At 44.1% G+C, this 25,386-nt stretch carries 24 protein-coding genes and 1 other RNA gene; 6 read left to right on the top strand and 19 right to left on the bottom strand.

Translation table 11 applies throughout. The features are described from left to right. Positions 1 to 60: 60 nt before the first annotated feature. From rpoZ to NQZ91_09805, 3 genes are all read right to left on the bottom strand, one after another. Positions 61 to 375, bottom strand: a complete 315-nt coding sequence (gene rpoZ / locus NQZ91_09815; protein ID UUM57614.1) for a DNA-directed RNA polymerase subunit omega — start codon at positions 373 to 375, stop codon at positions 61 to 63. Positions 376 to 397: 22 nt separating this feature from the next. Next, complete coding sequence (gmk, locus tag NQZ91_09810) at positions 398 to 1,012, bottom strand: guanylate kinase (GenBank protein ID UUM57613.1); 615 nt, start codon at positions 1,010 to 1,012, stop codon at positions 398 to 400. A gap of 128 nt (positions 1,013 to 1,140) precedes the next feature. Beyond that, positions 1,141 to 2,754, bottom strand: coding sequence for a ribonuclease Y (locus tag NQZ91_09805; protein ID UUM57612.1), 1,614 nt, complete (start codon positions 2,752 to 2,754; stop codon positions 1,141 to 1,143). 131 nt (positions 2,755 to 2,885) lie between these two features. Between NQZ91_09805 and NQZ91_09800 the strand changes: the two genes are divergently transcribed. Then, positions 2,886 to 3,368, top strand: a complete 483-nt coding sequence (locus NQZ91_09800) for an S-ribosylhomocysteine lyase (GenBank protein ID UUM57611.1) — start codon at positions 2,886 to 2,888, stop codon at positions 3,366 to 3,368. Positions 3,369 to 3,378: 10 nt separating this feature from the next. Beyond that, positions 3,379 to 3,648: a hypothetical protein gene (locus NQZ91_09795; protein ID UUM57610.1), complete on the top strand. Its 270-nt coding sequence runs from the start codon at positions 3,379 to 3,381 to the stop codon at positions 3,646 to 3,648. Positions 3,649 to 3,686: 38 nt separating this feature from the next. On the opposite strand, the gene NQZ91_09790 is transcribed toward NQZ91_09795, so the two are convergent. The 5 genes from NQZ91_09790 to NQZ91_09770 all read right to left on the bottom strand — a co-directional run bounded on the left by NQZ91_09790 (position 3,687) and on the right by NQZ91_09770 (position 7,660). Then, on the bottom strand, positions 3,687 to 5,111 hold the full coding sequence (locus NQZ91_09790; GenBank protein UUM57609.1) for a cell division site-positioning protein MapZ family protein: 1,425 nt from the start codon (positions 5,109 to 5,111) through the stop codon (positions 3,687 to 3,689). 17 nt (positions 5,112 to 5,128) lie between these two features. Next, on the bottom strand, positions 5,129 to 6,277 hold the full coding sequence (locus NQZ91_09785; protein UUM57608.1) for a class I SAM-dependent RNA methyltransferase: 1,149 nt from the start codon (positions 6,275 to 6,277) through the stop codon (positions 5,129 to 5,131). A gap of 51 nt (positions 6,278 to 6,328) precedes the next feature. Continuing rightward, positions 6,329 to 6,706: RNase P RNA component class B (gene rnpB / locus NQZ91_09780), an RNA gene on the bottom strand. A 16-nt stretch (positions 6,707 to 6,722) separates the two neighbouring features. Then, positions 6,723 to 7,052, bottom strand: coding sequence for a cell division regulator GpsB (gpsB, locus tag NQZ91_09775; GenBank protein ID UUM57607.1), 330 nt, complete (start codon positions 7,050 to 7,052; stop codon positions 6,723 to 6,725). 71 nt (positions 7,053 to 7,123) lie between these two features. Next, the gene (locus NQZ91_09770; protein UUM58858.1) at positions 7,124 to 7,660 is read right to left on the bottom strand and encodes a DUF1273 domain-containing protein; all 537 of its coding nucleotides are present in this window, start codon (positions 7,658 to 7,660) and stop codon (positions 7,124 to 7,126) included. A 71-nt stretch (positions 7,661 to 7,731) separates the two neighbouring features. Between NQZ91_09770 and recU the strand changes: the two genes are divergently transcribed. From recU to rsmG, 3 genes are all read left to right on the top strand, one after another. Next, complete coding sequence (gene recU / locus NQZ91_09765; protein UUM57606.1) at positions 7,732 to 8,352, top strand: Holliday junction resolvase RecU; 621 nt, start codon at positions 7,732 to 7,734, stop codon at positions 8,350 to 8,352. Continuing rightward, the gene (pbp1a, locus tag NQZ91_09760) at positions 8,333 to 10,501 is read left to right on the top strand and encodes a penicillin-binding protein PBP1A (GenBank protein ID UUM57605.1); all 2,169 of its coding nucleotides are present in this window, start codon (positions 8,333 to 8,335) and stop codon (positions 10,499 to 10,501) included. Before recU ends, pbp1a begins: the two co-directional genes overlap by 20 nt. Positions 10,502 to 10,573: 72 nt before the next feature. Continuing rightward, positions 10,574 to 11,287 carry a 16S rRNA (guanine(527)-N(7))-methyltransferase RsmG gene (gene rsmG / locus NQZ91_09755; GenBank protein UUM57604.1) on the top strand — a complete coding sequence of 238 codons (714 nt, stop codon included), beginning with the start codon at positions 10,574 to 10,576 and terminating at the stop codon, positions 11,285 to 11,287. Positions 11,288 to 11,393: 106 nt separating this feature from the next. Here the strand turns inward: rsmG and NQZ91_09750 are convergent, their stop codons facing one another. The 5 genes from NQZ91_09750 to NQZ91_09730 form a co-directional block, all read right to left on the bottom strand. Next, a complete protein-coding gene (locus NQZ91_09750; protein UUM57603.1) occupies positions 11,394 to 12,227 on the bottom strand; it encodes an energy-coupling factor transporter transmembrane protein EcfT in 834 nt (277 codons plus the stop codon). Continuing rightward, complete coding sequence (locus NQZ91_09745) at positions 12,224 to 13,897, bottom strand: ABC transporter ATP-binding protein (protein ID UUM57602.1); 1,674 nt, start codon at positions 13,895 to 13,897, stop codon at positions 12,224 to 12,226. The genes NQZ91_09750 and NQZ91_09745 overlap by 4 nt, the downstream gene beginning before the upstream one ends. Before the next feature lie 619 nt (positions 13,898 to 14,516). Beyond that, the gene (locus NQZ91_09740; GenBank protein ID UUM57601.1) at positions 14,517 to 15,572 is read right to left on the bottom strand and encodes an MmcQ/YjbR family DNA-binding protein; all 1,056 of its coding nucleotides are present in this window, start codon (positions 15,570 to 15,572) and stop codon (positions 14,517 to 14,519) included. After that, positions 15,569 to 17,152: a hypothetical protein gene (locus NQZ91_09735; GenBank protein UUM57600.1), complete on the bottom strand. Its 1,584-nt coding sequence runs from the start codon at positions 17,150 to 17,152 to the stop codon at positions 15,569 to 15,571. Before NQZ91_09735 ends, NQZ91_09740 begins: the two co-directional genes overlap by 4 nt. Before the next feature lie 67 nt (positions 17,153 to 17,219). Next, positions 17,220 to 18,452 carry a DNA cytosine methyltransferase gene (locus NQZ91_09730; GenBank protein UUM57599.1) on the bottom strand — a complete coding sequence of 411 codons (1,233 nt, stop codon included), beginning with the start codon at positions 18,450 to 18,452 and terminating at the stop codon, positions 17,220 to 17,222. A gap of 138 nt (positions 18,453 to 18,590) precedes the next feature. Here NQZ91_09730 and NQZ91_09725 point away from each other — a divergent pair, with 138 nt between their 5' ends. After that, positions 18,591 to 18,995 carry a hypothetical protein gene (locus NQZ91_09725; GenBank protein UUM57598.1) on the top strand — a complete coding sequence of 135 codons (405 nt, stop codon included), beginning with the start codon at positions 18,591 to 18,593 and terminating at the stop codon, positions 18,993 to 18,995. A 325-nt stretch (positions 18,996 to 19,320) separates the two neighbouring features. Here NQZ91_09725 and NQZ91_09720 read toward each other — a convergent pair whose 3' ends face one another. The 6 genes from NQZ91_09720 to NQZ91_09695 all read right to left on the bottom strand — a co-directional run bounded on the left by NQZ91_09720 (position 19,321) and on the right by NQZ91_09695 (position 25,307). Then, entirely contained in the window at positions 19,321 to 21,972 is a 2,652-nt protein-coding gene (locus NQZ91_09720; protein ID UUM57597.1) for a valine--tRNA ligase, read from the bottom strand. 18 nt (positions 21,973 to 21,990) lie between these two features. Continuing rightward, entirely contained in the window at positions 21,991 to 22,899 is a 909-nt protein-coding gene (locus NQZ91_09715; GenBank protein UUM57596.1) for a DUF5655 domain-containing protein, read from the bottom strand. After that, a complete protein-coding gene (locus NQZ91_09710) occupies positions 22,899 to 23,300 on the bottom strand; it encodes a VOC family protein (protein ID UUM57595.1) in 402 nt (133 codons plus the stop codon). The genes NQZ91_09715 and NQZ91_09710 overlap by 1 nt, the downstream gene beginning before the upstream one ends. A 240-nt stretch (positions 23,301 to 23,540) precedes the next feature. Then, positions 23,541 to 23,927 carry a helix-hairpin-helix domain-containing protein gene (locus NQZ91_09705; protein UUM58857.1) on the bottom strand — a complete coding sequence of 129 codons (387 nt, stop codon included), beginning with the start codon at positions 23,925 to 23,927 and terminating at the stop codon, positions 23,541 to 23,543. A gap of 16 nt (positions 23,928 to 23,943) precedes the next feature. Beyond that, positions 23,944 to 24,198: a DUF1912 family protein gene (locus NQZ91_09700; protein UUM57594.1), complete on the bottom strand. Its 255-nt coding sequence runs from the start codon at positions 24,196 to 24,198 to the stop codon at positions 23,944 to 23,946. Positions 24,199 to 24,305: 107 nt separating this feature from the next. Beyond that, on the bottom strand, positions 24,306 to 25,307 hold the full coding sequence (locus tag NQZ91_09695; protein UUM57593.1) for a galactose mutarotase: 1,002 nt from the start codon (positions 25,305 to 25,307) through the stop codon (positions 24,306 to 24,308). Positions 25,308 to 25,386 lie beyond the last annotated feature (79 nt).

Here is a 25,386-nt window from a genome sequence, read left to right as displayed (position 1 = left end):
ACTTCAAAAGACTATCAAATGGAAAAGAAACCCGGATGGTCCCCCAGCCGAGTTTTGAATTTAGATTTTCTCGCCGTCTTCTTTTTCTTTGGCGATTTGTTCTTTGATTTTGCGCTCTTCTTCTTCAGCCAAGCGTTTTGCTTCTTCAGCCTTGCGACGAACAGCCTCACGTTTCGCTTCTGGGTCTGGATGGATGACCACATTACCTGCCTCGATTTCTTCCAAGGCACGGAGGGTTGATTTTACAGAAGTAAATTCTTGCGTTGGCTTAGCGCCTGCCTCCAATTCGTGAGCACGCTTAGCCTCCAAAATAACCAATGAATACTTAGATGGTACCTTGTCCAACAAGGTATCAATAGACGGTTTTAACATCATAGGACTTATTCTCTTTTCTAACTTAAATATTTTTAATCATGTCGTTGTACTTGCCAATCACACGGTCCACACGGAAATGTTCCGCCTCAATCACGCGCTTGACCAATTCCGCTGCCTTTGGTACCTCATCATTGACAATGGCATAGTCATACTCACGCATGAGAGCAATCTCTTCCTTGGCACGCTCAATCCGCTGGACAATAACCTCTTCCGAGTCTGTCCCACGACCGACCAAACGGTCTTTGAGCTCTTCCAAATCTGGCGGAGTTAGGAAAATAAAAACTGCATCTGGCACTTTTTTCTTGACCTGGAGGGCACCCTGAACCTCAATCTCAAGAAAGACATCGATTCCCTTGTCCAGGGTTTCATTGACATAGGTCAAGGGTGTACCGTAGTAGTTGCCAACATACTCAGCGTATTCCAGCATTTGTCCCTGACGAATCAACTCCTCAAACTCCTCTCGGCTCCGGAAATGATAATCAACCCCGTCCACCTCACCTGGACGCTGAGCCCGGGTCGTCATAGACACCGAATACTCAAATTTATTACCTGGATGGCTAAAAATTTCCTGCCGAACTGTTCCTTTCCCTACACCAGAAGGACCGGAAAATACGATGAGTAAGCCTCTTTCCTGCATGTTATCTCCTTTAAATCTTTCATTCTAGTGTAGCAAAATTCTCAGCAAATATCAACTGATTTTAAATCTGGAAACCAGATTTTTCCGGCTCTTGAAGAACAACAAAAAGAGCCGAAGCTCCTTCTGTCTTATTTTGCAATGTCAGTTGCTCGTGTTTCACGGATGACCGTAATCTTGATATTTCCTGGATAATCCAGATTATTTTCAATTTTCTCACGGACATCATGAGCCAGAATCGTAATCTTATCATCACTGATTCTATTTGGATGAACGATAATCCGAATCTCACGACCTGCCTGGATAGCATAAGCCTGCTTGATGCCGTCAAAGCTATTAGCAATTTCTTCCAGGTCTTGGAGACGCTTGATATAGGCCTCCATCGATTCACGACGTGAACCTGGACGAGCTGCACTCAAGGCATCCGCTGCTGCAACAATCACAGCAATAGTGCTAGTTGCTTCCACATCACCGTGGTGGCTGGCAACCGTATTGACAACCACTGGATTTTCCTTGTATTTCTTGGTCAATTCTGTACCAATCTCAACGTGGCTACCGTCCACCTCGCGGTCAATCGCCTTACCGACGTCATGCAAGAATCCAGCACGGCGGGCCAAATTAACATTCTCACCCAACTCTGCAGCCAAAATACCTGACAACTTGGCCACCTCAATCGAGTGACGGAGCACATTCTGACCGTAGGAGGTACGGAAATGCAGACGTCCCATAATCTTAATCAAGTCAGGATGCAGGTTAGGAGCGCCTACTTCATAGGCAGCCGCTTCACCATATTCACGGATGCGGTTATCCATCTCAACACGGTATTTCTCCACCAACTCCTCGATACGAGCCGGGTGGATACGACCGTCCTGAAGCAGGGTCTCCATGGTCATCCGCGCGATCTCCCGGCGAATCGGGTCAAAACCGGAAAGGACAACTACCTCAGGCGTATCATCAATGATAACGTCAATCCCTGTCAAGCTTTCAAAGGTGCGGATGTTGCGACCTTCGCGACCGATAATTCGGCCCTTCATGGCATCATCCGGCAGATGAACCGAGGTAATAGTTTGTTCCGCAACATATTCACCCGAAATTCGCTGCATGGCCTGCGCTAGAAGGTCTTTGGCCATCTTATCAGACCGCTCTTTGACCTCTCGCTCAGCCTCCTTGATACGGGTTGCAATCTCGTGGGTCAATTTATCACGAGTCGCTGCAAGAATCTGCTCTTTGGCTTCTTCCTGGCTCAGCGAAGCAACACGTTCCAACTCAAGAGCTTTCTGCTCTTCTAATTTCGCGACTTCTTGCTCACGCTCATCAATATGTTTAGTTTTATCCGTCAGGCTTTGTTCTTTTTGTTCCAAAACCTTCTCTTTGTTTGTTAAATTATCATCTTTACGATCTAAGCTACTAGCACGTTCAGTCAATCGTGACTCAATTTGCTTTAATTCTTGTCGTTCTGATTTAAATTCATTTGCTACTTCTTCTCGATATTTACGAGCCTCTTCCTTGGCCTCCAAGAGTAATTCTTTTTTCAAGGTTTGGCGATCACGCTCAGCTGTTTTTAAAATAGCTTCAGCTTGATCTTCCGCACGACCACGAACATTACTTGCTTCTTGTTCAGCATTCAAAAGTGTCAATTCTGCAGTTTCTTTTGCAGCTTTCATCTTCAAAGAAATGGCAAAGTAACCAATTACTAAACCAATGAGAGCAGAAATCAAGGTCACTACAAGTGTAATGATATCCATCTTCCTACCTCTTTCAATTTTATTTTGCATTACACAAAATCTGAATCTATTTTACCATAATTTAAACGATTTCACAATTGCAAATTGACAAATATGGTATAATGTTTTCATCAACCCAAATGGAGGAAATTATGACCAAAGAAGTTATTGTAGAAAGTTTTGAACTGGACCACACTATCGTCAAAGCCCCGTATATCCGCTTGATTTCTGAGGAGATTGGACCAAAGGGAGATGTCATCACCAACTTTGATATTCGCCTCATCCAACCCAATGAAAATGCCATGGATACAGCGGGGTTGCACACCATTGAACACCTGCTGGCTAAGCTGATTCGCCAACGGATTGACGGACTCATCGACTGCTCACCTTTCGGTTGCCGAACCGGTTTTCACATGATTATGTGGGGCAAGCAAGATTCTGTCCAAATCGCTGAAGTCATTAAATCTAGTTTGGAAGAAATCGCAGACGGCATTAGCTGGGAAGATGTTCCTGGGACAACCATCGAGTCTTGTGGTAACTACAAGGACCACAGCCTCCATTCTGCCAAAGAATGGGCCAAACTAATCCTTTCTCAGGGCATTTCGATAGATGCCTTTGAACGAAAACCCATTTAAGGAGCTTGGTATGAAGAAAATCCTTCTTGTTGCTCTGGCACTGGCTAGCCTGATGATGCTGTCAGCTTGCGGTAACAAGACAGTTTTTGACACCAACTACACCTTCAATTACGCCCAGGTCAAACTTCCCGATGGAAGCGTCAAGACTGGTAAGGTCAAAGAGTGGACTGATTACAGCGATGGCGACCAATTGCAAATTCGCTTTGAAGACGGAACGACCTATCTCGTCCATTCCAGCCAGGCAGTTTTGTCTGTAGATGAAATTGAAACCACACCATAACATCAAAAAAAGCGGTCTCCCGCTTTTTTCTTATATTCCTAATAATCTAAAGCATCCGCATTTCCACGCGCATTTCCGACAAAGTAACCGGTCTTAGCATTGATAGAAAAGAGATAGGTGCCATCTGGTTTAAACATATTGTAGTAGCCATTACCATTGATGATATTGACCTTCTCCAAGATATACTGATTACCTGTGATATAGCCACGTTTCTGAGATGTTTCGACAATTTTTTCCAAAATACCTGGGTTAAAGGTCCAAGCAGGATTGTTAACGTCATCAATCATGGCTTGGTTATAAGGCACGCGGCTCAAGTGACGTTGCAAGGTCACACCAGGAGGAACTGGAATCCCGAATTGGGATGCTGCATTTTGCACTTCGGCAGGACTTGTTGACGCGCTGGCAAGCGCTGATGCTGCACTTGATTCTGCGGTAGCTGGTGCTGGGGTTCCAGCCTGGGCAGCTGGCGCTGCTTGTTCAGCCGGTGCGACCGCTCCAGCAACAGCCTGTTGGTTTTCCTCTTGTGATCGAGCAAAGTTAACAGCTGAAGTGATCGTCGCATCAACACCGCTGATTCCAGTCGCAACCGCTTCTAGAGTTGCTCCAGCCTTAACAGTCGCCGTGGTATCCAATTCGCCATCAACAAGAATCGGCTTGTCAAATTGTTCATTGATGCCGTTGACAGCTGCGATAGCTTTTTCTAATTTATCATAGTTGGCCTTGGCTTCCTTATAAGCATCACTGTCTGGATCAATCTTGTCCAAGAGTGCCTTTAATTCCTCTAATTTACCAAATTCTGAATTCTTCAATTTAGACAAGCTCGAATCCGTAAAGAAGCTCTCGTACAGCTTGGTAAAGTCTGTAAACTCGGATGGAGTTGAGCTTGATGAGGTTGTACTAGAAGATTGTTTGGTCGAACTTGATGACGTAGTGCTAGAAGCTGTCTGACCTGCATTATTTTGGTTCATCCAGAAAAAGAGGGAAGCCAAAATAGCAATCAATGCCGCCAAGAGGGTTCCAAAAATCCAGAATCCTTTTTTCTTGGGCTTTTCTTCGGATCCATCTGTCAAATCAAAATAAGCGACTTCTTCTGCAGGAGTTTTTAGAGGCTCAACAACAGGGCTTGACTCAACTGGCTTCGGTTCTTCTTGTGAATGTGCTGCCACAGCTGCAGCTGCCGTTTCCAACTCATCCGAAGTCAAGCTAGCTGATTCAACCACCGGAATAACAGTCGAATCCTTGATGACAGGGATTGTTCTTGTCTCAAATTTTTGAGATTCAATCTCATCTCGGTGTTGCTTGATGTAGCGGTCTAAAAGGCCATCCGTATCGGTAATGCCAGCCTCAATTTCCTGCTGTTTTTGTGCTGCCTGACCGATGGTCATATCTTTTGCTGCTTCAAAGTCTAGAATCTGCTCGTCCTTAACTGGCTCTGCTTGTGCCTTCTCATGTTTCTTTGACATATCTACCTCACTTTATTTTATGAACGTTTTACTCGTTGACCAAAGAATTGATACAAGTCAACCTTCAGCGTACCATTGTATAATTTCCGTTTTTTATCTGCTTGTTTTCCAAACCGCTGCTCAAATTGCTCGTCGCTGGTCAAGATAAATTTAGACCATGTTTTCAAAGGCTCAAAGGTTTGCCCCATTTCTTGGTAGAGCTTGATAATGGCCTCATCATCCAACAAACGCTCACCGTAAGGTGGGTTTGAAATAATAACACCATTTATCTTGTCTGTATGCAAGTCCTGCAGGCGCATTTGCTTAAAGACAATATCTTGGTCTACTTCGGCCGCAAAGGCATTTTTCTTGGCCATTTCAACCATACGGGCATCGATGTCTGAACCGGAAATGTCCAAGACTAGGTCAGATTTAACCGCTGCCTGCGCATTTTTGCGAGCTTGTGCAACCAGCTCCTCATCAACCCAAGGCCATTCTTCAAAGGCAAAACTGCGTTTGAGCCCCGGAGCCATATTCTTAGCCAACATGGCCGCCTCAATACAGAAAGTGCCCGAACCACAAGTCGGATCAATCAAAGGCTTGTCTGGGTACCAGTTAGACAGCTGTAAAATGGCTGCCGCCATATTTTCCTTAATGGGTGCGCCACCTTTTTCAACGCGGTAGCCACGTTTGAAGAGGCTGGAACCCGTCGTGTCAATCAATACCGTGGCCACATCTTTCAGGATGGAGACTTCAATCTTAAACTCTGCCCCAACTTCCTGCAAGGGAACGCCTTCTGGACGCGAAAAATGCTTTTGCAACTTTTTCACGACAGCCTTTTTAGAAATGGCCTGTACACTCGGCTCATTGTGGAGCTTGGATTTGACACATTTGGCTTTTGAAATAGGAAATTTACTGCCCAAGGGTAGATAGTTTTCCCAGTCCAAGGCAAAGACCCCCTGGAAGAGTTCCTCAAAGGTGCGTGCTGGAAAACTCCCCACGATAATTTTAATCCGGTCTGCCGAACGCAACCAAAGGTTGGTTTCAATGATAGATTTGACATCACCTTGGAAACGCACGCGCCCATTTTCAACCTGACAGTCGTAGCCCAGTTCTCGAATTTCACGACCAACGACCGCCTCTAAACCAGCCGCCGCTGTCGCAATCAATTCAAATTGTTTTTTCATCTTTTTCCTCTATAATAAAAGCTAGCAAAGCTAGCCACCTATTATGCAATTTTCTATAAGCCATGTTTTGTTCCAGTGGTACTAGGTCCTACCACCTTCGATAATCATCTGTCTACCGCTTACGCAGTCAGGATTTCTGTTCTACTCTGGGAGTACCGTTCCATCCATCCCATGCCCCGACCAAAGTTTGGGTTGCTAGCTTGAGGGGTTTACCGCGTTCCATTTTTTACGTTTCCATAAAAACTTCGTCACTGTGGCACTTTCAGGCCTACTCTGGCATATCCAAGGACGTAGCCATTTTAACCGCCGTAACGTCAAAGACGTCCCTAGGCTTATTGGTTCGCCTAGCACAAACACTACCAGCATTGCAGCTGGTGCTAGCATGGACTTTCCTCATGGTAGATTACTACCACGCGATTATCCGAAAATTACACATGTCTATCTACTACTCTTGGGCAATCTGTTTACCAAAGACTTCTTTCTCCAGACGATTGATGCGACGGAGAATATCAAAGTTTGTGGCTGAACTCATCCGCTCTGCACGGAAAGCTTCTGGCTCCTCTGCAACAGGGGCTGGTTGACGAGAAGCATTTGCCAGCTGGGCTTTAAGCCTAGCAATCTCGCCCTTCAATTCCTTTACAATGGCTTCATAGGCATCGTAATCCTTCATGATTTCATCAAGAAAATCATTGACCTCGTCTTGATCATAACCACGAAAACCAATCTTAAAATCCTGCTCAAAGATATCCTTTGTCGTCAACTTAATACTCGCCATCTGTCTCATCCTTTTCTTTAAACATCACTACTTCTATTATATTAAAAAAAATAAGGAAAAATCAAGCCAAATCACTCAGAATTAGAAAAATTTTCCGCTACTTCATTTAAATCATCAAAACTCAGTACCTTAACAGTATAATCTTCTTTGTTTACGATTGAAGTATAGAGATATTTCAAGTTTGTTTCATTTTCAGGATCATAGAATAAATAGGCTCCCTCCGTATGGTCCAACAAGAACTGGTTAATCAGCTTAAATTGCCCAGGATTTTCATAGCAAACATAGAGGTATTTAACAAAATCGACCTGCTTAAATCGGGCTAGCTTGACTTGGTTAGCTTCGTTCCAATTCTCTCCATGGCTTTCAAAGGAAAAAATGGTAGCTATCTGAAAGTCATAGCCTTCCTGCCTCAAATCCAACAAAACTTCCAAACACCAATACTCAAAGCCCAGATTTCCAGTCAGAATAAACCACTCTACCCCATCATTTTCTAAAAACTTGATCAGGTCTCTGCGAATAGCCTCTTTGATGATGACTAATTTTGTATCCTTATCTGAAAAAATTCCCAAATCAGTATGACGATAGCCTGTTACTAAAAGGCTCTTGATGTGCATTTCTTGTACTCTTTTCCCTAATTATGGTATAATATGCTGATATTATTTTATCAGTAAGGAGTTCTATGGTCAATTATCCTCATCAGATAAATAGGAAAATCACTAGAACAAAAAAAGATTCTGCAAAGGAAACGGTTAATTTTGCCAATCGTGGGATGTCCTTTGAAGCTGCTATCAATGAGAGCAATGCTTACTACCTTTCACATGGAATTGCGGTCATTCATAAGAAACCAACACCTGTCCAGATTGTCAAGGTAGACTACCCAAAACGAAGTCGGGCCAAAATTGTCGAAGCTTATTTCAGACAGGCCTCAACAACGGACTATTCCGGCGTTTTCAAGGGACATTACATTGACTTTGAAGCCAAGGAAACCCGTCAGAAGACCTCCATGCCCATGAAAAACTTTCATGCCCACCAGTTGGAACATATGCAGGAAGTTGTCAAGCAAGGCGGTATCTGCTTTGTCCTTCTACACTTTTCAGAATTAAAAGAATCTTACTTACTCCCGGCAAAAGAGCTGATAGATTACTATCAAGCTGTTCAGGGCAATAAATCCATGCCCTTGCACTATGTTCGCGAGCATGGCTATGCCTTTCAGTTAGGGACCCATCCCAGCGTCCCCTATCTGACCATTGTCGAAGAAAAACTATTAGGTGGTGACTCAGTTGAAAAATCCAACCCTTAAGAAAGCACTCTTGCTTATCACAAACGTCGGAATTATCGCATTCTTAACAACGGTAATTATCGGTGGTCTTGTGACCCTATTCTTTATCTTTACAGCTCCTAAACTGACAGAAGACTCTCTTACTGCGACCGTGTCGAGTAAGATTTATGACAAGGACGGGGCTCTAATTGCGGACTTGGGGGCAGAAAAACGTTCCAATGCTACTACTGCTGAAATTCCGACCGACTTGGTCAACGCTATCATAGCCATTGAAGACCAGCGTTACTTCAACCACCGCGGTGTAGACGTCATTCGTATCGCTGGCTCCTTCCTCAATAATCTACGAGGAGGACGTCTTCAAGGGGGGTCGACACTGGATCAGCAGTTGATTAAGTTGACCTACTTCTCAACATCTGCCCAGGACCAAAATATTAAGCGGAAAATCCAAGAAGCCTGGATGGCTCTACAGTTGGAAAGACGAAATACCAAGCAGGAAATTTTGACGTACTACATCAATAAAGTGTATATGTCAAACGGAAACTATGGTATGAAGACAGCTGCCAAGACCTTCTACGGAAAAGAACTCAATCAATTGACCCTTCCTCAATTGGCTCTACTGGCAGGTATGCCCCAGGCTCCTAACCAATACGACCCCTACACTCAGCCAGAAACTGCAAAAGCACGTCGGGACTTGGTTCTAGGAGAAATGTTAGAAGAAAAATACATTACGGCTGAACAGCACGAGCAGGCAGTCCTATCACCGGTGACAGACGGTCTCCAGCCCCTGTCAAATGCACCCGCCTATCCAGCCTACATGGACAACTACCTGAAAGAGGTTATCAATGAAGTCGAAGAAAAAACCGGCTACAATCTCTTAACCACAGGTATGGAGGTCTACACCAACGTTGACTCAGCTGCCCAACAACAGCTCTGGAATATCTATAACACAGACATGTACGTGGCCTATCCAGATCCAACCTTCCAGGTAGCTTCAACTGTTATCGATGTTACCAACGGACACGTCGTTGCCCAGCTCGGCGGGCGTAATCAAAACAGTAATTCTTCATTCGGTACCAACCAAGCCGTTGAAACCAACCGCGACTTTGGTTCTACTATGAAGCCAATTACAGACTACGCACCTGCTATTGAAGAGGGTATTTATAAATCGACTGCTGACACTATATTGGATGCGCCTTATAATTATCCCGGCACTACCACTCCAGTCAATAACTGGGATAATGCTTACTTCGGCAATGTGACCCTCAAAACAGCCATCCAATCTTCTCGTAATACCACTGCCATCAAGGCACTACAGGCTGTTGGTTTAGAAAATTCATTAAAATTCTTGAACAAGCTCGGTATCGACTACCCAGAAATGTTCTATTCTAATGCTATTTCCAGCAACACAACCAATCCTGATAAAAAATACGGTGCTAGTAGTGAAAAAATGGCCGCAGCCTATGCTGCCTTTGCTAACGGTGGTACCTACTACAAACCACAGTATGTCAACAAGATTGTCTACACCGACGGAACAACTACTGAGTTTGAACCTGAAGGCAGTCGTGCAATGAGCCCTGAAACAGCCTACATGATGGTCGATATGTTGAAGAGCGTATTGACATCTGGCCCAGGTACTAATGCTGCCATCTATGGCATTCCTCAAGCTGGTAAAACCGGTACTTCCAACTACCCAGACGATGAGATGAAGGAAATCATTGCCTCTACTCCTGGAGCAAGTTATAGTAGTATAGTTGTTCCTGACGAGAACTTCGTTGGCTTCTCTACTAAATACTCTATGGCTGTCTGGACAGGATACAGCAATCGTAAGATTCCAGTATTGGATAGTGGCATGCGTGTCGCAACCGATGTCTATCGGAATATGATGACTTATCTAAATCCTGTTGGAACTGCAGATTGGGAAATACCTGACGGTCTCTACCGTTATGGAAACAACGTCTACATAAACGGCTATACTGGTCCAGTTTATAACTACTATAGCTATAGCAGGACAACCAGTGAGACGAGCGAAGAGTCCTCAACGGAACCTACAACTAGTGAGGATACGAGTACTGAAAATTCTAGCGATGCTCAATCAACAGAAACTGGTTCCGAAACAGGCAATTCTTCTGAACAACCAACCACTCCATCTGCTGACTCACAAGGTCAGTAAGACTCAACCTTGAAAGGCAACTATCGCCTTCCAAGGTTTTTCTTTTGTTGAAAATTATGATAAGATAGGACTATGAAACCCGAAGTATTTTACAAGACCTTGGCAGACCAAGGAATCCAATTAACAGACCAGCAGAAAAACCAATTCCACCGCTACTTTGAACTCCTAGTAGAATGGAACGAAAAAATCAACCTGACAGCTATTACCCAGGAAGAGGACGTTTATCTCAAGCACTTTTATGATTCTATTGCACCAATCCTGCAGGGTCATATTCAAAATCAAGCACTCAAACTCTTGGACATCGGGGCTGGTGCAGGTTTTCCTAGCCTGCCCATGAAAATTATCTATCCCGAACTGGAAGTGACCATCATTGACTCCCTCAACAAACGAATCAATTTCCTGCATCTTCTGGCTGAGGAGCTGGGCTTGGACAAGGTCCATTTCTACCATGGACGAGCAGAGGATTTTGCCCAGGACAAGCAATTCCGTGCCCAATTTGATATCGTGACCGCTCGCGCAGTAGCCCGCATGCAAATCCTATCAGAATTGACCATCCCCTATCTCAAGCTCAATGGCAAGCTGATTGCCCTCAAAGCATCCAGTGCCGAGGACGAATTGACCCAGGCCAAAAATGCTCTCAACCTCTTGTTCGCAAAGGTCTTGGAGAATCATGATTATGAATTGCCCAATGGCGACCCGCGTACCCTAACCATTGTCGAAAAGAAAAAGGAAACCCCAAACAAGTTTCCACGCAAGGCAGGCATGCCCAATAAACGACCACTATAAGAACCGGTATTCACAGCTCGGTGCCTGAGCACTTGTCTACATGTACCTTACTTGTGAATATAATTTCAAAAACGAGTTTCGCTATCGAAACTCGTTTTTTCTTATCTTATGCCCAAGGGTTGTAAAACCTACCATCATTGATAAAGAATAGGCTAATCGTTACTAGAACCAGTAGAGCGATGATGGATAGGACCAGATAATCCATTTTTTTCAGGGGCTGGTAGGTGTACCAGGTCCGCTTTTTATTTTTTCCGAAACGGCGCAATTCCATAGCAGTTGAAATGGTATCAATCCGACCAAGTGAGCTGAAAATCAAAGGGATAACCAAGGCCAGATTGCCCTTAATCCGGTCCATCAATTTGGCTTTCTTGGACAATTCCAGTCCACGCGCCTCTTGAGACATGCGAATGGCATAAAATTCTTCCTGAATATCTGGTATGTAGCGCATGGTCAGACTGACAGCGTAGGCAACCTTATAGGGCACCCCGATTGTATTCAAGCTGGAGGCAAATTGACTAGGGTGGGTTGTCATCAAAAAGATAATGGCCAGAGGAACTGTACAAAAGTACTTGAGCAATAAATTCAGCAAGTAAAACAATTGCTGGCTAGTCACGGAGTATTGCCCCAAACCTTTGAAAAGGACAGTCTCCGCCCCATAGAGTTCTACCCCATACTTAGGCGCAAAGACATACACCATGGTCGCATTCAGGAGGGCAAAAATGGTCGTGAAAATCAGAACGAAAGACACCTTCCTGTAATCAATGCCCGATAGCTTGAAAAGACTGAGGGAAAAGAGGGCGATGAAAATAATCAGACGCGTATCGTAGGTAATCATGGCCAAGATGGACACAATCAAGAAAAAGAGGAGCTTGCTGACAGCAGATAGTTCATAAATAAAGCCCCGTCCCTGCTGGTAGCCGATAAGTGCTTGCTGGCTCATAGCTTTCTCCTTTCTTCCTGCATGTAGTAGTTGGTCAAGGCCAGAGGGTCCACTCCCATTCTCTGAGCCAAATGGAAAATAGAGGTCTCTTTCAAATTAGCCTGGTCAATGATAGCAGCATCCGAAAGGATTTCCGCTGGAGACTGGTCCGCAATAATCTGACCATCCACCACAACCAGGGCCCGGTCCGAATAATCCAGCATCAGCTGCATATCGTGGGTAATCATGACAATGGTATGACCTTGTCGATTGAGCTCGTCTAAGAAATCCATCATCTCACGGTAATGACGCTCATCCTGCCCAGCTGTTGGCTCATCCAGTAGAATAATTTCCGGCTCCAGCACCAAAATGGAGGCAATGGTCACCCGCTTCTTCTGACCGTAGGATAGGGCTGAAATCGGCCACTTACGGAATGAATAGAGACCACAAACTTTCAGAGCCTTGTGCACCCGCTTTTCGAGTTCTTCTTGACCCACTCCACGCATTCTCAAACCGAGAGCCACTTCATCAAAAATCATGGTCTGGCTGATCATCTGATTGGGATTTTGCAGGACATAGCCAATCCGCTCGGCCCGTTCTTTGACCGATTCGTCCTTGATGGATTGCCCCTGCCAGATAAAGTCTCCTTCCACATCCAGAAAACCACAGAGAGCCTTGGCTAGGGTCGATTTTCCGGCTCCATTTTTCCCGACGATAGCCAGACGTTCCCCCTTATAGAGGGTGAAATGGATGTCCTTGAGGGCCTGTTTCTGTGGATAGGAGAAGTTCAGGTTTTTAACCTCTAGCAAGCTCGGCTTGGCAAGGACCTCTTCTCGGTCTAAGAGCAAATCCACTGATTGAAGTCCTGTCAAATCAAGACCAGACAGGCTTGATAAAGAATTTGCCTGCTCCAGAGGGTAGCCCATAGCCCGTAGGGTTGCCAAATAGAGTGGCTCGCGGATGCCATTTTCCACCAAGAGCTTGGTCTGCAAGAGTTGATCCGGCTGACCGTTGAATAGGATTTGTCCCTCATTGATGAGAACGATGCGGTCCACCTGTCTATAAAGAACATCTTCCAAGCGATGCTCGATGATAATGGTGGTCGCTCCCTCCTGCTGGTGCAGGCGATCAATCAAGTCAATGGTGGCCTGTCCAGACTTGGGATCCAGATTAGCCAGAGGTTCATCAAAGAGCAAAATCGGACTTTCATCAATCAGGACACCTGCCAGACTGACCCGTTGCTTCTGTCCACCAGACAGGTCCTGGGGACGGTGGTTGAGAAGCTGGCTTAATTCCAAACGATTGGACCAATCAGCCACTTTTTGCTGCATCAGTTCTTGAATTTCCATGTCATTTTCCAAGGCAAAGGCCAAATCCTCTGCCACAGACAGACCGATAAACTGACCGTCCGTATCCTGCAAAACAGTCGATACTAGCAGGGATTTTTCATAAATAGACAGGTCAAAAGCCTCCTGACCATCTATCAAGAGCTGGCCACTATGACTACCTCGGTAAATATTGGGAATAATGCCGTTAAGACATTGACCCAGTGTTGACTTACCAGAGCCCGAAGGTCCAACAATCAAGACTTTCTCACCTTTATATATGCTTAAGTTGATATCCCTCAATGTCGGCTCCTGCTGGGCCTTGTATTGAAAGCTAAAATCCTTGAATTCAATGAGTTTTTCCATAGTACCTATTATACCAAAAAGATGATTGAAAATCGGCTAGAATTACTAAAAACTTCTGAATGTTCTGATTTTTTAACAACTTAGGGATAAAAATAAGGGAATAATTTTATTTTCCCTTACCAGAATGTAGACAGACTATACTTTGGAAAAGTAAACTGAGTAGCTCTGCTAAAAAAAAATTAAAAAATTAGTCTCATTTTGCGAGCGAAGCGGGCCTACACCGAGACTTTCCGCTGTGATGAAAATGCTTGAGACGTTGTCGTCTCAAGCATTCGGAACTATTGAGACCTTAGGCTCAATGGCTAGGTATGGAATTCCGTAGGTAGCTCAAACAGTCTGGGAGACTGTTTGAGGAGTAAACCCAGAAACAAGAAAGTTTACTACCGTCCGGCATCACCTCAGGAAAGTCCTAAAAGAGGCTTTGTCTACAAACTCATAAGGGAATTTGAGATCCCCTTACACATCTACTTATTTTGATAGTTGTAAAACCTTGGCTACTGCTTCATCCTCTTTCATTGCTTTCATGAAACGATTAAGATGCCTAGCCACCCTGCCCTTGATTTTTCAATGTAGAAAGACATAGGGACCTCCTAATTTTAAAACTGCTATCAAACCCACTTCACTCTTTCAGCTGACATTTCAAGTACTCAATAGCCTCCTTGGTCAAGCGTCTAGGACCTCGGACTGCCTTGATACCCAGAGCCATCATCCTTTGACGAGGCAAGATGTCATCTGGCAACTGTGCAATCAACTCGACCTGCATGACTGACTTGTCACTTGGGATATCCGACTGACCATGATTGGTGACATTGGCTTGCAAAACCCGACAGACATAGCGAATGGCCTGAACAGGCGCCGTCATGTAAATGGCTACGATGTCCCCAGCTTGAATGGTTGATTTTTGTGGCCAATAGACTACCTTATTTTCCGCAAACTCGGTATCAATATCATAGACCTTGGGATTGGCAGGAATAACCCAGTAATCAGGTCCCTGCACTGCCTTGTAGGATTTTGGTCCTACCAGATGGCGACTTTTCTCAAGGAGGGCAAACACCGTCTGGTCCTCCACCGTATCATCCAGCAAGACAGACACCCAAGTCTTTTTCGACATATGATAGGCAGGGAAAATGCCCGACTGACTTAGCAGCTCTGCTATTTCCCTACCGTCAACCTTGAGATTGACAATCTCCACCTCTTCTTGAGAACCGCTCCCATCCAGCTTGTCCCTCGGAATCTGACTGACCAGGGCGTACCACTTGTTATTGTCGGGGTGGCGAAAAGCCCCATAGGTCGGCAACTTGGCAAAGGGATAGTCAGGAAGGTCGCCCCACTGCTCCTTGATGAGCTGGGCTATGCGGTTGCTTTGGTCTTTGGAAAATGGCAGAGCGATACAGCAGGCTTCCTCTACCCGAGCCAAAATGGACTGGTAAGCCTCACGTACCTGCCCCACAAAAGCCCCAGCTGGCGCAGTCACCAGATAGGCGGTATAGACCTCCTCCATCTCACAATCCCAAACATAGGACGACAGCTGACCAGCCTCATCAACTTCCACCACCGCCTCAAACTGCCCCTCCATGAAGACCTCACGGTAGATGTAACGATTGTTGGAGAGGATAAAACCGAAAGGGATAAGGGAGGGGGGATGGATTTGTAGTTTGCTATTTACATTTGTCATTTTTTACCTTTTCTACTAACCCAGCCAATCGCATCTGCTGGTGGATTTTCCGTATCAATCCAGATAAACTCAATCCCAATTTCGTCATTTTTGAATTTAGTTAATCGAATACCATTTATTTCCAGAGATTCTAATTTCTTGCCTGTCAATACTTCACGTTCAGCTAATTGAAATACACCTCTCAGTAACCATTCCCCAAGAATATCTTGCCTATCCACCGACTGAATGGCCTTACCTGATTCTTGGTTGATGTAGGCTTCAATAGCATCTCCTGATGATAGAAAACGAAGCGTAAAAGTTCGTTCTTCTTTCGACAGTACCAATTTTTTGCCTGTTTCATCAAATGTCCCAACATTGTGACCGAAAAAGTCTGGTCGAGCTTCATGAAACTTTTTAGAATCAGGCAGTGGGATGTAAACTTCACTAACTGGACGGTAAACCAATTTCTCCAGTTTTTCAGATAGCTTTTCAATTCCCGACTTCTGAGCAAAGTTTATCAAGGCAGTCCGAATTTTTTTCATTTCAGCTTTTTCTTCTTTAGAGGACCACTTTTTCAATAAAATTTCTTCCAAAGAATAGGTTACAAATGCAAGTTCTTCCGAGCTGAGCTGATCCGAAAATTCCTCTTGGATTCTCTGAATGCGTGATAATCTATCTTTTTTAGCTAACTTAGCTCCACCATTAAAGGCATTAAAGCCTGAATTTTCTTCAACATGACCATGCTTATCTGTGATGACCCATGAAACTGTATCAAGAACTTGGTTTTCTTTCTCATCCGCAGATAAAGTGTGGAGATTTTCAAAAATATAAAATGGATCTTCCACATAGTCCACATCCCATGTATCTACAACTATCTCTTTGTTATGGAATGTCATGTGAAGTTGACTATCTGCTGCGGTATATTTGTAATCATGTTGGCCATCTGTAAAGGCAAAATTTGTCGGAGTTTTTAGACTGGTCGCTCCCTTAATCTGTAAATTTTCGACATCAATCGGAAGGTAACTGGTTTCTCCTACAAAAATTTGTGGCTTAGCTCCCTTTGCCGTTGGCATTAAAACATGGTAAACAGACTCCACCGTTGAATCCGATGCAAAACCACGAATTTGTGCCTTTGATGACTCAATCCGCTGGTTACGTAACAGACAGATTTCCTTAGCTAACTTCAAATAAAGGTGGTAATTGTTTTCATCAGCCGTAGCCTTATCTGGAGCAATCATGGCATTGAACTTGATTTCTTGTAAAATCTCTGTCCAACTCTGCGAATCTTTCTTAAACTGGGCAACTTTTTGGTCACCTGACTGAATGCCGAAAGACTTGATGCCAACTAGGTATTTATGCTGACTATCCACCATAACCGAGGCATCAAAAGAAGTGTTGGCAATATCTTCACCTACAGCTTGAAAGGCCCTCTGAAAGACTGTTTCTTGGAATTTGGAATTAATAATCGGAGCTACATAATTAAAGGTTTCATTTTCCTCATCTGTTTCAGACTTTTGCGAAAAAGCCTCGCTCAAACTAGCAAAGTTAGTAATCAATGTCCGATACTTTTCTTTCTGCTCTGCTTTTAATTTTTCCCACATAGACTCTACCTCTTTTTTCTAATCATAGTATAGCAAAAGAAGACTAGATTTTCACTAGTCCCCTTACCTAATTATTCGTAATAGCGATGCTATAAAATTCCAAGTTTCCACCTTTTTTGACCAAGCGTAGATAGTCTTCGTCTGACAAAATTCCTAAACCGTCATTGTAGCTATCTAACTTAGCAATTGCTTCGTCGTAGGTCGCAACAAAGTCTTTTACATAAGACTGCCCTTCAAACTGACCATTCATCTTGGTATAGATGATAGCGACATTTCCAGTTCGTTCCAACTGTGACAGACCGGAGGAAGTTTTCAACGCTTCGGCAATCTTATCTGCAATCCGCTTGATAACAGGTACGACAACGCTGTTACCAGCCTGTTTGTAGAGTTGTCCATTAGAAACACCTTCTGGAATTTTGAAGGTCTTTGGATAGCCTTGAACGTTAAAGGTTTCTTTCGGAGTCAGCTTGCGAATTTCTCCAGTATCAGTCAAGATAAGGGGAACATTATGTCCACCTGTTCCCATGTTAGCTGTCAGGGTTGGCACGACACCATTTTTATTTTCCCTAACATACTGGCGTCGCCACTGGTAAACCGTATCCTGGCTGGTAACAGACTCTTTCAACTGGTCAAAGAAGGGCTGTTTCCCTTGACGATAATAGTAATTCTCCTCTGGTTTTGCCCCAAAATCAATAACATCTTGAAGCCCAGTGGTCAGCTTGATTTCCTCTGGAAACTCAAATTTATCGTAGGCTTCCTTATTATCAAAGCCAACAATATAGATCCGCTCGCGGTTTTGCGGGATGTTACCGTAGTCCTTGCCGTTCAATACCTTCCACTTGATAAAGTAGTTGTTCTCGGTCAAGGCTTCACGGATAACCTTGAAGGTATTGCCATGGTCATGAGAAACCATGTTCTTCACATTCTCGACAAAAATCGCCTTGGGTTTCTTGGCTTCAATCATCCGAAGCAACTCAAAGAAAAGGTCGCCACGATCATCTTCAAAGCCCTTACGGTAGCCTGCGATACTAAAGGCCTGACAAGGAAAGCCTCCGACAATCACATCGACTGTTTCCGAAGGGATTTCCTCTGGCAATACTGCGTGAATATCACGCCCGTCCAGATAAGTATCTGGGTAATTCAACTGATAAGTCTGTCTGGCATACTTATCAAACTCGTTGGCATACACCACTCTGAACTCGTTGGTCTGCTCAAAGCCCAACTCAATTCCACCAACACCAGAGAAGAACGCTGCAATAGCAAACTTCCCCTGCTGGCGTGAACTTACAGAATTTGTCATGTAAGCACCTGCTTTCTAGAAAATATACAACTTAAGTAGTATAACATTTTTATAAAAAAATTGCAGCTTATATAGTATTTTTCTAAATTTAGTGCTATAGTATAGATATTAACTACACTCATTACAAGGGGGTAATATATGCCAAATAGAGGAGATCAATTCACTGTAACACTAGGTTCTACGAACATCGGATGGGGAACTTATCGTCACACAAATTCTCGTCCACAGATTACAGGCGAGTGCTACATCCCAATCCCAAGCTCACAGGCTCATCAATATGGAATTTATAACTCGAATCATACTCACGGCCGAGATATTTTAGGTATAAATATTTTCAATGCGCAATCAGCTGATGGATATTTTAATGGAATTGTAAAGACGAGCGGAAGTAGCCAGGCAGGAAATATTTATGCAAAAAATTTATCTGGTCAAGGAAATTTAAAAGCCTTCAATGATTGGTTTAACCATATGGGTGTTACAGTTGGAACTTCAATAATCGTTGAATGGATTAGTCCAACGGAGATATTATTCACTATAATTTGATAATACGTCCCTTCAAAATAAAAAGTCATAAAATCACATATTACAAAAATATTGAGTTTATGACTTTTTTAATTCTGTACTATCAGCTCCCTCAAAGGAATACTCACCCTTACCACTACTAGTCAAGTTACTTTTTCCTGAAAAAATATTGAGTTTCTTACGATTTTGAAAACCGAAAAATCGCTTATAATTTATGGCAATCAATTTTTATAGTCTAAAAGTCTCTTTCTCACTCAATATAGATACCCTCCTTCATTAAAATTCTACCCCTCCATCATACCACAAAACCCAGCCTTTTTAGGCTGGGCATTTTATCGTATTCTACCTATTTAACCAGTTTTTTCATCTCTTCAATCCGCGTTACTGTCGCATCATATTTTGCTTGGTAGTCGGCTTGTTTTTCTTTTTCTTTTTCAACAACTTCTGGTTTGGCGTTGGCGATGAAGCGTTCGTTGCTGAGTTTTTTGCCGACCATGTCTAGTTCTTTTTGCCATTTGGCAAGCTCTTTGTCCAGACGAGCCAACTCTTCTTCAACATTGAGGAGGTCGGCTAGTGGTAAGAAGATTTCAGCACCGGTGATAACAGCTGACATGGCTAGTTCTGGTGCAGCAATGTTTGAGCTGATTTCCAACTGTTCTGGATTTGTAAAGCGGCGGATGTAGTTTTCATTTGCCTTGAAGAAGGTTTCAAGCTCAGCATCCGCTGTCTTAATCAAAATGGTAATCGGCTTAGAAGGAGCGACATTGACCTCTGCTCTGCTATTTCGCACCGAACGAATCAAATCCTTGAGACTTTCCACTCCCTTGTGAGCTTCAGCGTTTTCAAAGGCTGGGTTGACAACAGGGTAAGCCGCCACCACGATAGAGCCCTCTGCATACTGGGCGAAGATTTCTTCCGTCACGAACGGCATGATTGGGTGGAGGAGGCGAAGGATTTGGTCCAGCGTGTAGAGAAGGACAGAGCGGGTCATGACTTTCTCGGCCTCGTTGGCGCTGTAAAGCACTTCCTTGGTCAGCTCCACATACCAGTTGGCGAACTCTTCCCAGATGAAGTTGTAGAGGATGTGCCCAGCCACACCGAACTCGAACTTGTCGAAGTTTTCAGTGACCTTGGCAATGGTTTCGTTGAGGTTGTGGAGAATCCAGCGGTCCGTCACGTTACCAGCCTCACCAGTTGCGACTTTGGCTACATTCTCACGCGCCGCATCCAAGGTCAAGCCTTCATTGTTCATGAGGATGTAGCGGGAAATGTTCCAAATCTTGTTGATAAAGTTCCAAGACGCGTCCATCTTCTCATCAATGAAGCGAACATCTTGACCAGGGGCAGAGCCGTTTGACAAGAACCAACGCAAAGCGTCCGCACCGTATTTCTCGATGACATCCATCGGGTCGATCCCGTTTCCGAGCGACTTGGACATCTTGCGACCGTCTTTGTCACGGATCAAACCGTGGATCAGCACGTTCTTGAATGGCTGACGGCCGGTGAACTCAAGCGATTGGAAAATCATGCGTGACACCCAGAAAAAGATAATGTCGTAGCCCGTTACCAAGGTTGAGGTCGGGAAGTAACGCTGGAAGTCCGTCGCGTTTTCGTCAGGCCAGCCCATAGTTGAGAATGGCCAAAGGGCAGAGCTGAACCAGGTATCTAGGACATCCTCATCCTGTACCCATCCGTCACCTGCTGGTGCCTCTTCTCCGACGTACATTTCGCCAGATTCGTTATACCATGCTGGAATCTGATGGCCCCACCAAAGCTGACGCGAGATAACCCAGTCGTGTACATTTTCCATCCATTGTAGGAAGGTATCGTTGAAACGTGGCGGGTAAAATTCTACCTTATCAGCTGTGTCTTGGTTGGCAATGGCATTCTTAGCCAACTGGTCCATCTTAACAAACCACTGGGTTGACAAGCGTGGCTCGACTACCACTCCTGTACGTTCAGAGTGACCAACAGAATGCACACGGTTTTCGATTTCCACAAGGGCACCCAGTTCTTTCAACTTAGCAACCGTTGCCTTACGAGCTTCAAAGCGGTCCATACCTGCAAATTCACCTGCGAGCTCGTTCATAGTACCGTCATCGTTCATGACGTTGACTTGTGGCAGATTGTGGCGTTGACCGACAAGGAAGTCATTCGGATCGTGGGCAGGTGTGATTTTCACGACCCCTGTACCAAATTCAGGATCTGCGTGCTCATCCGCAACGATTGGGATTGGCTTGTTGACGATTGGCAGGATAACATTCTTGCCAATCAAGTCCTTGTAACGTGGATCTTCTGGGTTAACCGCCACCGCAACGTCACCGAACATAGTTTCAGGACGGGTTGTCGCAACTTGAAGGGCACGAGAACCATCTTCCAACATGTAATTCATGTGGTAGAAGGCACCTTCTACGTCCTTGTGAATAACTTCAATGTCAGAAAGGGCTGTGCGAGCCGCTGGATCCCAGTTGATGATAAATTCGCCACGGTAGATCCAGCCTTTTTTGTAGAGTTCCACAAAGACCTTGCGAACAGCTTTCGACAAGCCTTCGTCTAGCGTGAAGCGGTCACGTTGGTAGTCCAAAGACAGACCCAACTTGCCCCATTGCTCACGAATGGTCGCTGCGTACTCATCCTTCCATTCCCAGACTTTATCTAGGAATTTTTCACGGCCCAAGTCATAACGAGTCACGCCTTGCTCCCGCAAGCGTTCCTCCACCTTAGCCTGAGTGGCAATCCCCGCATGGTCCATACCTGGAAGCCAGAGGGTATCAAAGCCCTGCATCCGCTTCTGACGGATAATGATGTCTTGAAGGGTGGTATCCCAAGCGTGTCCCAAGTGCAACTTACCGGTTACGTTTGGCGGTGGAATGACGATCGAATAGGGCTTGGCAGTCTCGTCACCTGACGGTGCGAACACGTCTGCCTCAAGCCATTTGGCGTAGCGACCAGCCTCAACCTCGGCTGGATTGTATTTTGGTGATAATTCTTTTGACATATTTTGTCCTTTCCACATTTATAAAACTTGCTTAATCAAACTCATGATATACTCTAAATTGTCTGTCGTCTTGACCTTCAACTCATAATCTCCATTACCAAAATGGCCGATATTGGAAACATCTCTGGTTAATTGTTTTGGATCATCCAATTGACCAATTCGTGCATTTATGAACAGTTTTAACTGCTTGTTTTGAATTTCAATATCAACAATATTATGACCATCCTTCTTAAAAGCGACATACAATTTAGTAGGAATTAACTCACAATCCGGTATCAATTGAAAAATAGCTTGTTTAAAGCTGTCATACAACTCTACAATATCGTCCGATTTTTTGAGTAGTAAATCTTCCTCCGAATAGGTTTTTAGCTCCTGGGCAACAAGGGACAGATCCGATTGCTCTTTAGAAACTGATGCCTTAATACTCGGGGCATTCTTCGATTTTTTAATACCATTCACAAATAGTACATCATTTTCAAATTTCCTAACCTCCCAAAGCTCGATATTCAAATCTTTGAAGTCAACAGCCTGTTTTTGAAAGGAAGTAAAATTAGGAGAAACAAAAGCCACCTTACTTTGGGACCAGTCTACCTGTGATTTATTTAGCAACTTCCCTGTTCGTTCCTGATACTCCAAAATGAAATCTGCCTTGTATTTCAACAAAGTATTCAAATAAGACACACCTTGATCTAAAACGCTTTGGTTGGCGCTACGCTTGTACTCAATAATAACAAAGGCATTTGTTTCTTGATCAAAGGCAAGTGTATCTAAGCGCTGATTCTGAATAGAAAACTCCGAAGCAATAAATTCTAAGCCAGTTAACTGAGTTAGGTGACGCTCAAATAAGCGTTGTAAATCGCGCTCTAGCTTAAATGCTTGATCTTTTAAATGATATAATTCATTCCCATTTAACTTAAATAGATTCATCACAAACCTCTCCTTTCAAATTCCCCCACCAACTCTATCTTTATCCCGTCCGGGTCTTCCAAATAGAGGGCATAGTGATCTGGTCCTCCTGCATGGGGATAGCGGTCATCATACAGCAATTTGACTCGTCTGGTCAAAAATTCCTTCCGCCATTGGTCAACATCATCAGGTGTTCCCGCATGAAAGGCTAGATGATTGAGACCTGTTCGGCAACGGTGATAGCCTGCCTCTAGGAAGTCCTCTGGCGTTTGGACAAAGACCAGGTACTGCTCTGCTTTTTTATAAGATAGCCCTTCCTCCCACTCCTGATAGAGCGAGTAGCCCAGCTTGGTCAGAAGAAAGTCGTAAAATGCACGCGAAGTTTCCAAGTTTGAAACATAGATTTCAACATGATGTAGCATAGTTCTCCTTTCCAAATGAAAATCCCTGCCTAGACTTGCTAGACAGGGACGAAGTTATTCCGCGGTACCACCCTTGTTCAGATAAACTATCTGCACTTTGCTTATTCGATTCACATCATCAGCAACCAGTTTTGACATTTGTGCGGATTTCTCAGTACCACCGCTTCCTGTGACAAATGGGGCTCAAAACACCTCTGAATGGCTTTATTGTAACAAATTGCACCTTGAAAAGCAAGGGATTTAAGCTTTCAATTCAATCGCTTTTTCCTTCAACTGCTTGATAGTTGCAGGACCGATGCCTTTAAGAGCCAAGAGCTCTTTTTCTGTATGGTTTGCAAAATCAGCCACAGATTGAATACCTGCTTGGTAGAAGGTTTCCAGACGTGCTGCTGCAATACCTTCCAACTCAGGAAGTGCCAAAAAGTCTTCCAATGAAGCCGCTGAAGAAGTCACCTCTGCTACAACTTCTTTCACTTGTTCTACAGCATGCTCTACTACAGCCTCAGCCTTATGAGCAACTGTCTCTACTACCTCTGCAGCTCTTTCAAGACCTACACGACCAGCGCGTTTCATATCTGCCAATTGTTTCTTCAATAATTTTTTACGATTGATTTTTTTCTTTGCCAAAATTTCTATCCTCTCTTTAATAATGTTTTTGGCCAAATAAGCCATCTGGTAAATCATGGAAATCTTTGCCTGCATGATAGTTAGCAAATTTTCCTTGGATAAAGCGATAAGCATCTAGCTTACTTTCGTAACGGATGTAGGCATCCGCTGCACGCTCATCCTTATCCTCTTCCAATACACGACGGCTTTCTTCTACCGCCATCTCATTTACCATAACCTGTGTATTGACCCAGGCCTCAAATTCTTTTAAAAATTCTTGTTCTTTCGTCATTATTTTCCTCTTTCGTCTGCTTCGTTTGAAACACACCGATTTATTATACCACATTTTCCAAAAAAGACAAGAAGCCCTATCTGTATAGCAGGTAGAGCCTCTCCTTCTTACCAAGTAAATTGATAAACTGTTTCAGACAAGAATTCCTCATCTTTTTCTAGCAAAATAGAGCCAAAACCATCTAGGTTGCAAGCATTTGGCAGAGCCTGGCATTCTAAGCTAAAGGCACCATGGTAGGTAGCCAAAGCTTCAACAGGATAATTGTAGGTGTAGATGACCACTGATGGCTGATTGGTTCGCACGCGCAGACCAATTTTTCCATCTGGACTGACCACTTCAACTGGCCTATCCGCATCCTCCAAGAGCCACGGATGGTCGTAGCCCTTCACCAACACATTCTGTGGGTGCTGGCTGTCAAAACCTTGCGCAAATGGGGCTAGTTCTCTAAAGTCAAATGGTGTACCTGTCACATCTTCTAAAACACCTGTCGGCAGATTATCCTCACCAAGCGGAGCATAGCGATTGGCTGCAATTCGAATTTCATGGTCTGCTACTGACTGCTGAAAATCCCCCGTTAAGTTGAAATAGATGTGATTGGTCGGATTGAAAATAGTATCTTTGCTAGACACCGCCCGATAATCTACCGTCAACTCATTCTGGTCTGTTAGACCATAAATAGCCTCAACCCTCACATCTCCTGGAAAACCATTGAAACCATCTTTTAGGAAAATCCCAAAGGTAACTTGATTTTTTTCGTGGTCAAGAGCAACATCCCAGTACTGTTCATTTGCCGTGTCAATCCCACCATGCAAGGTGCGACCTGGCTCATTTTCTGTGAACTGATAACTGGTTCCCTTTATCTCAGCCTGAGCTCCTGAAATACGCCCCGCTACTGGGACAATAGTTGAACCAGGGTACAAGTCTGTCTTACGGTAATCATCATCCGACTCAGCAGCCAAACTGACATTGCGTAAACCACCATTTTCCTCTACTGGCAAGAGCACTTCCACCACTCTGGCACCAAAATCAGTCAGAGTGACCTGCATACCATTCTTATTTTTCATGTAATAAAGCTTCGCTTGTGCACCAAAATCTTTTACTTCAATCATCGCTTTTCCTCACAAAATCAAATGAGGGGAGGCAATCAACTTGCTTCCCCTCAGGATACTTAAAGCCTATTTAAAGCTA

The sequence above is a fragment of the Streptococcus suis genome, assembly GCA_024583055.1.
Classification (GTDB): Bacteria; Bacillota; Bacilli; order Lactobacillales; family Streptococcaceae; genus Streptococcus; species Streptococcus suis_V.
This window is presented reverse-complemented; position numbering and strand designations above follow the sequence as displayed.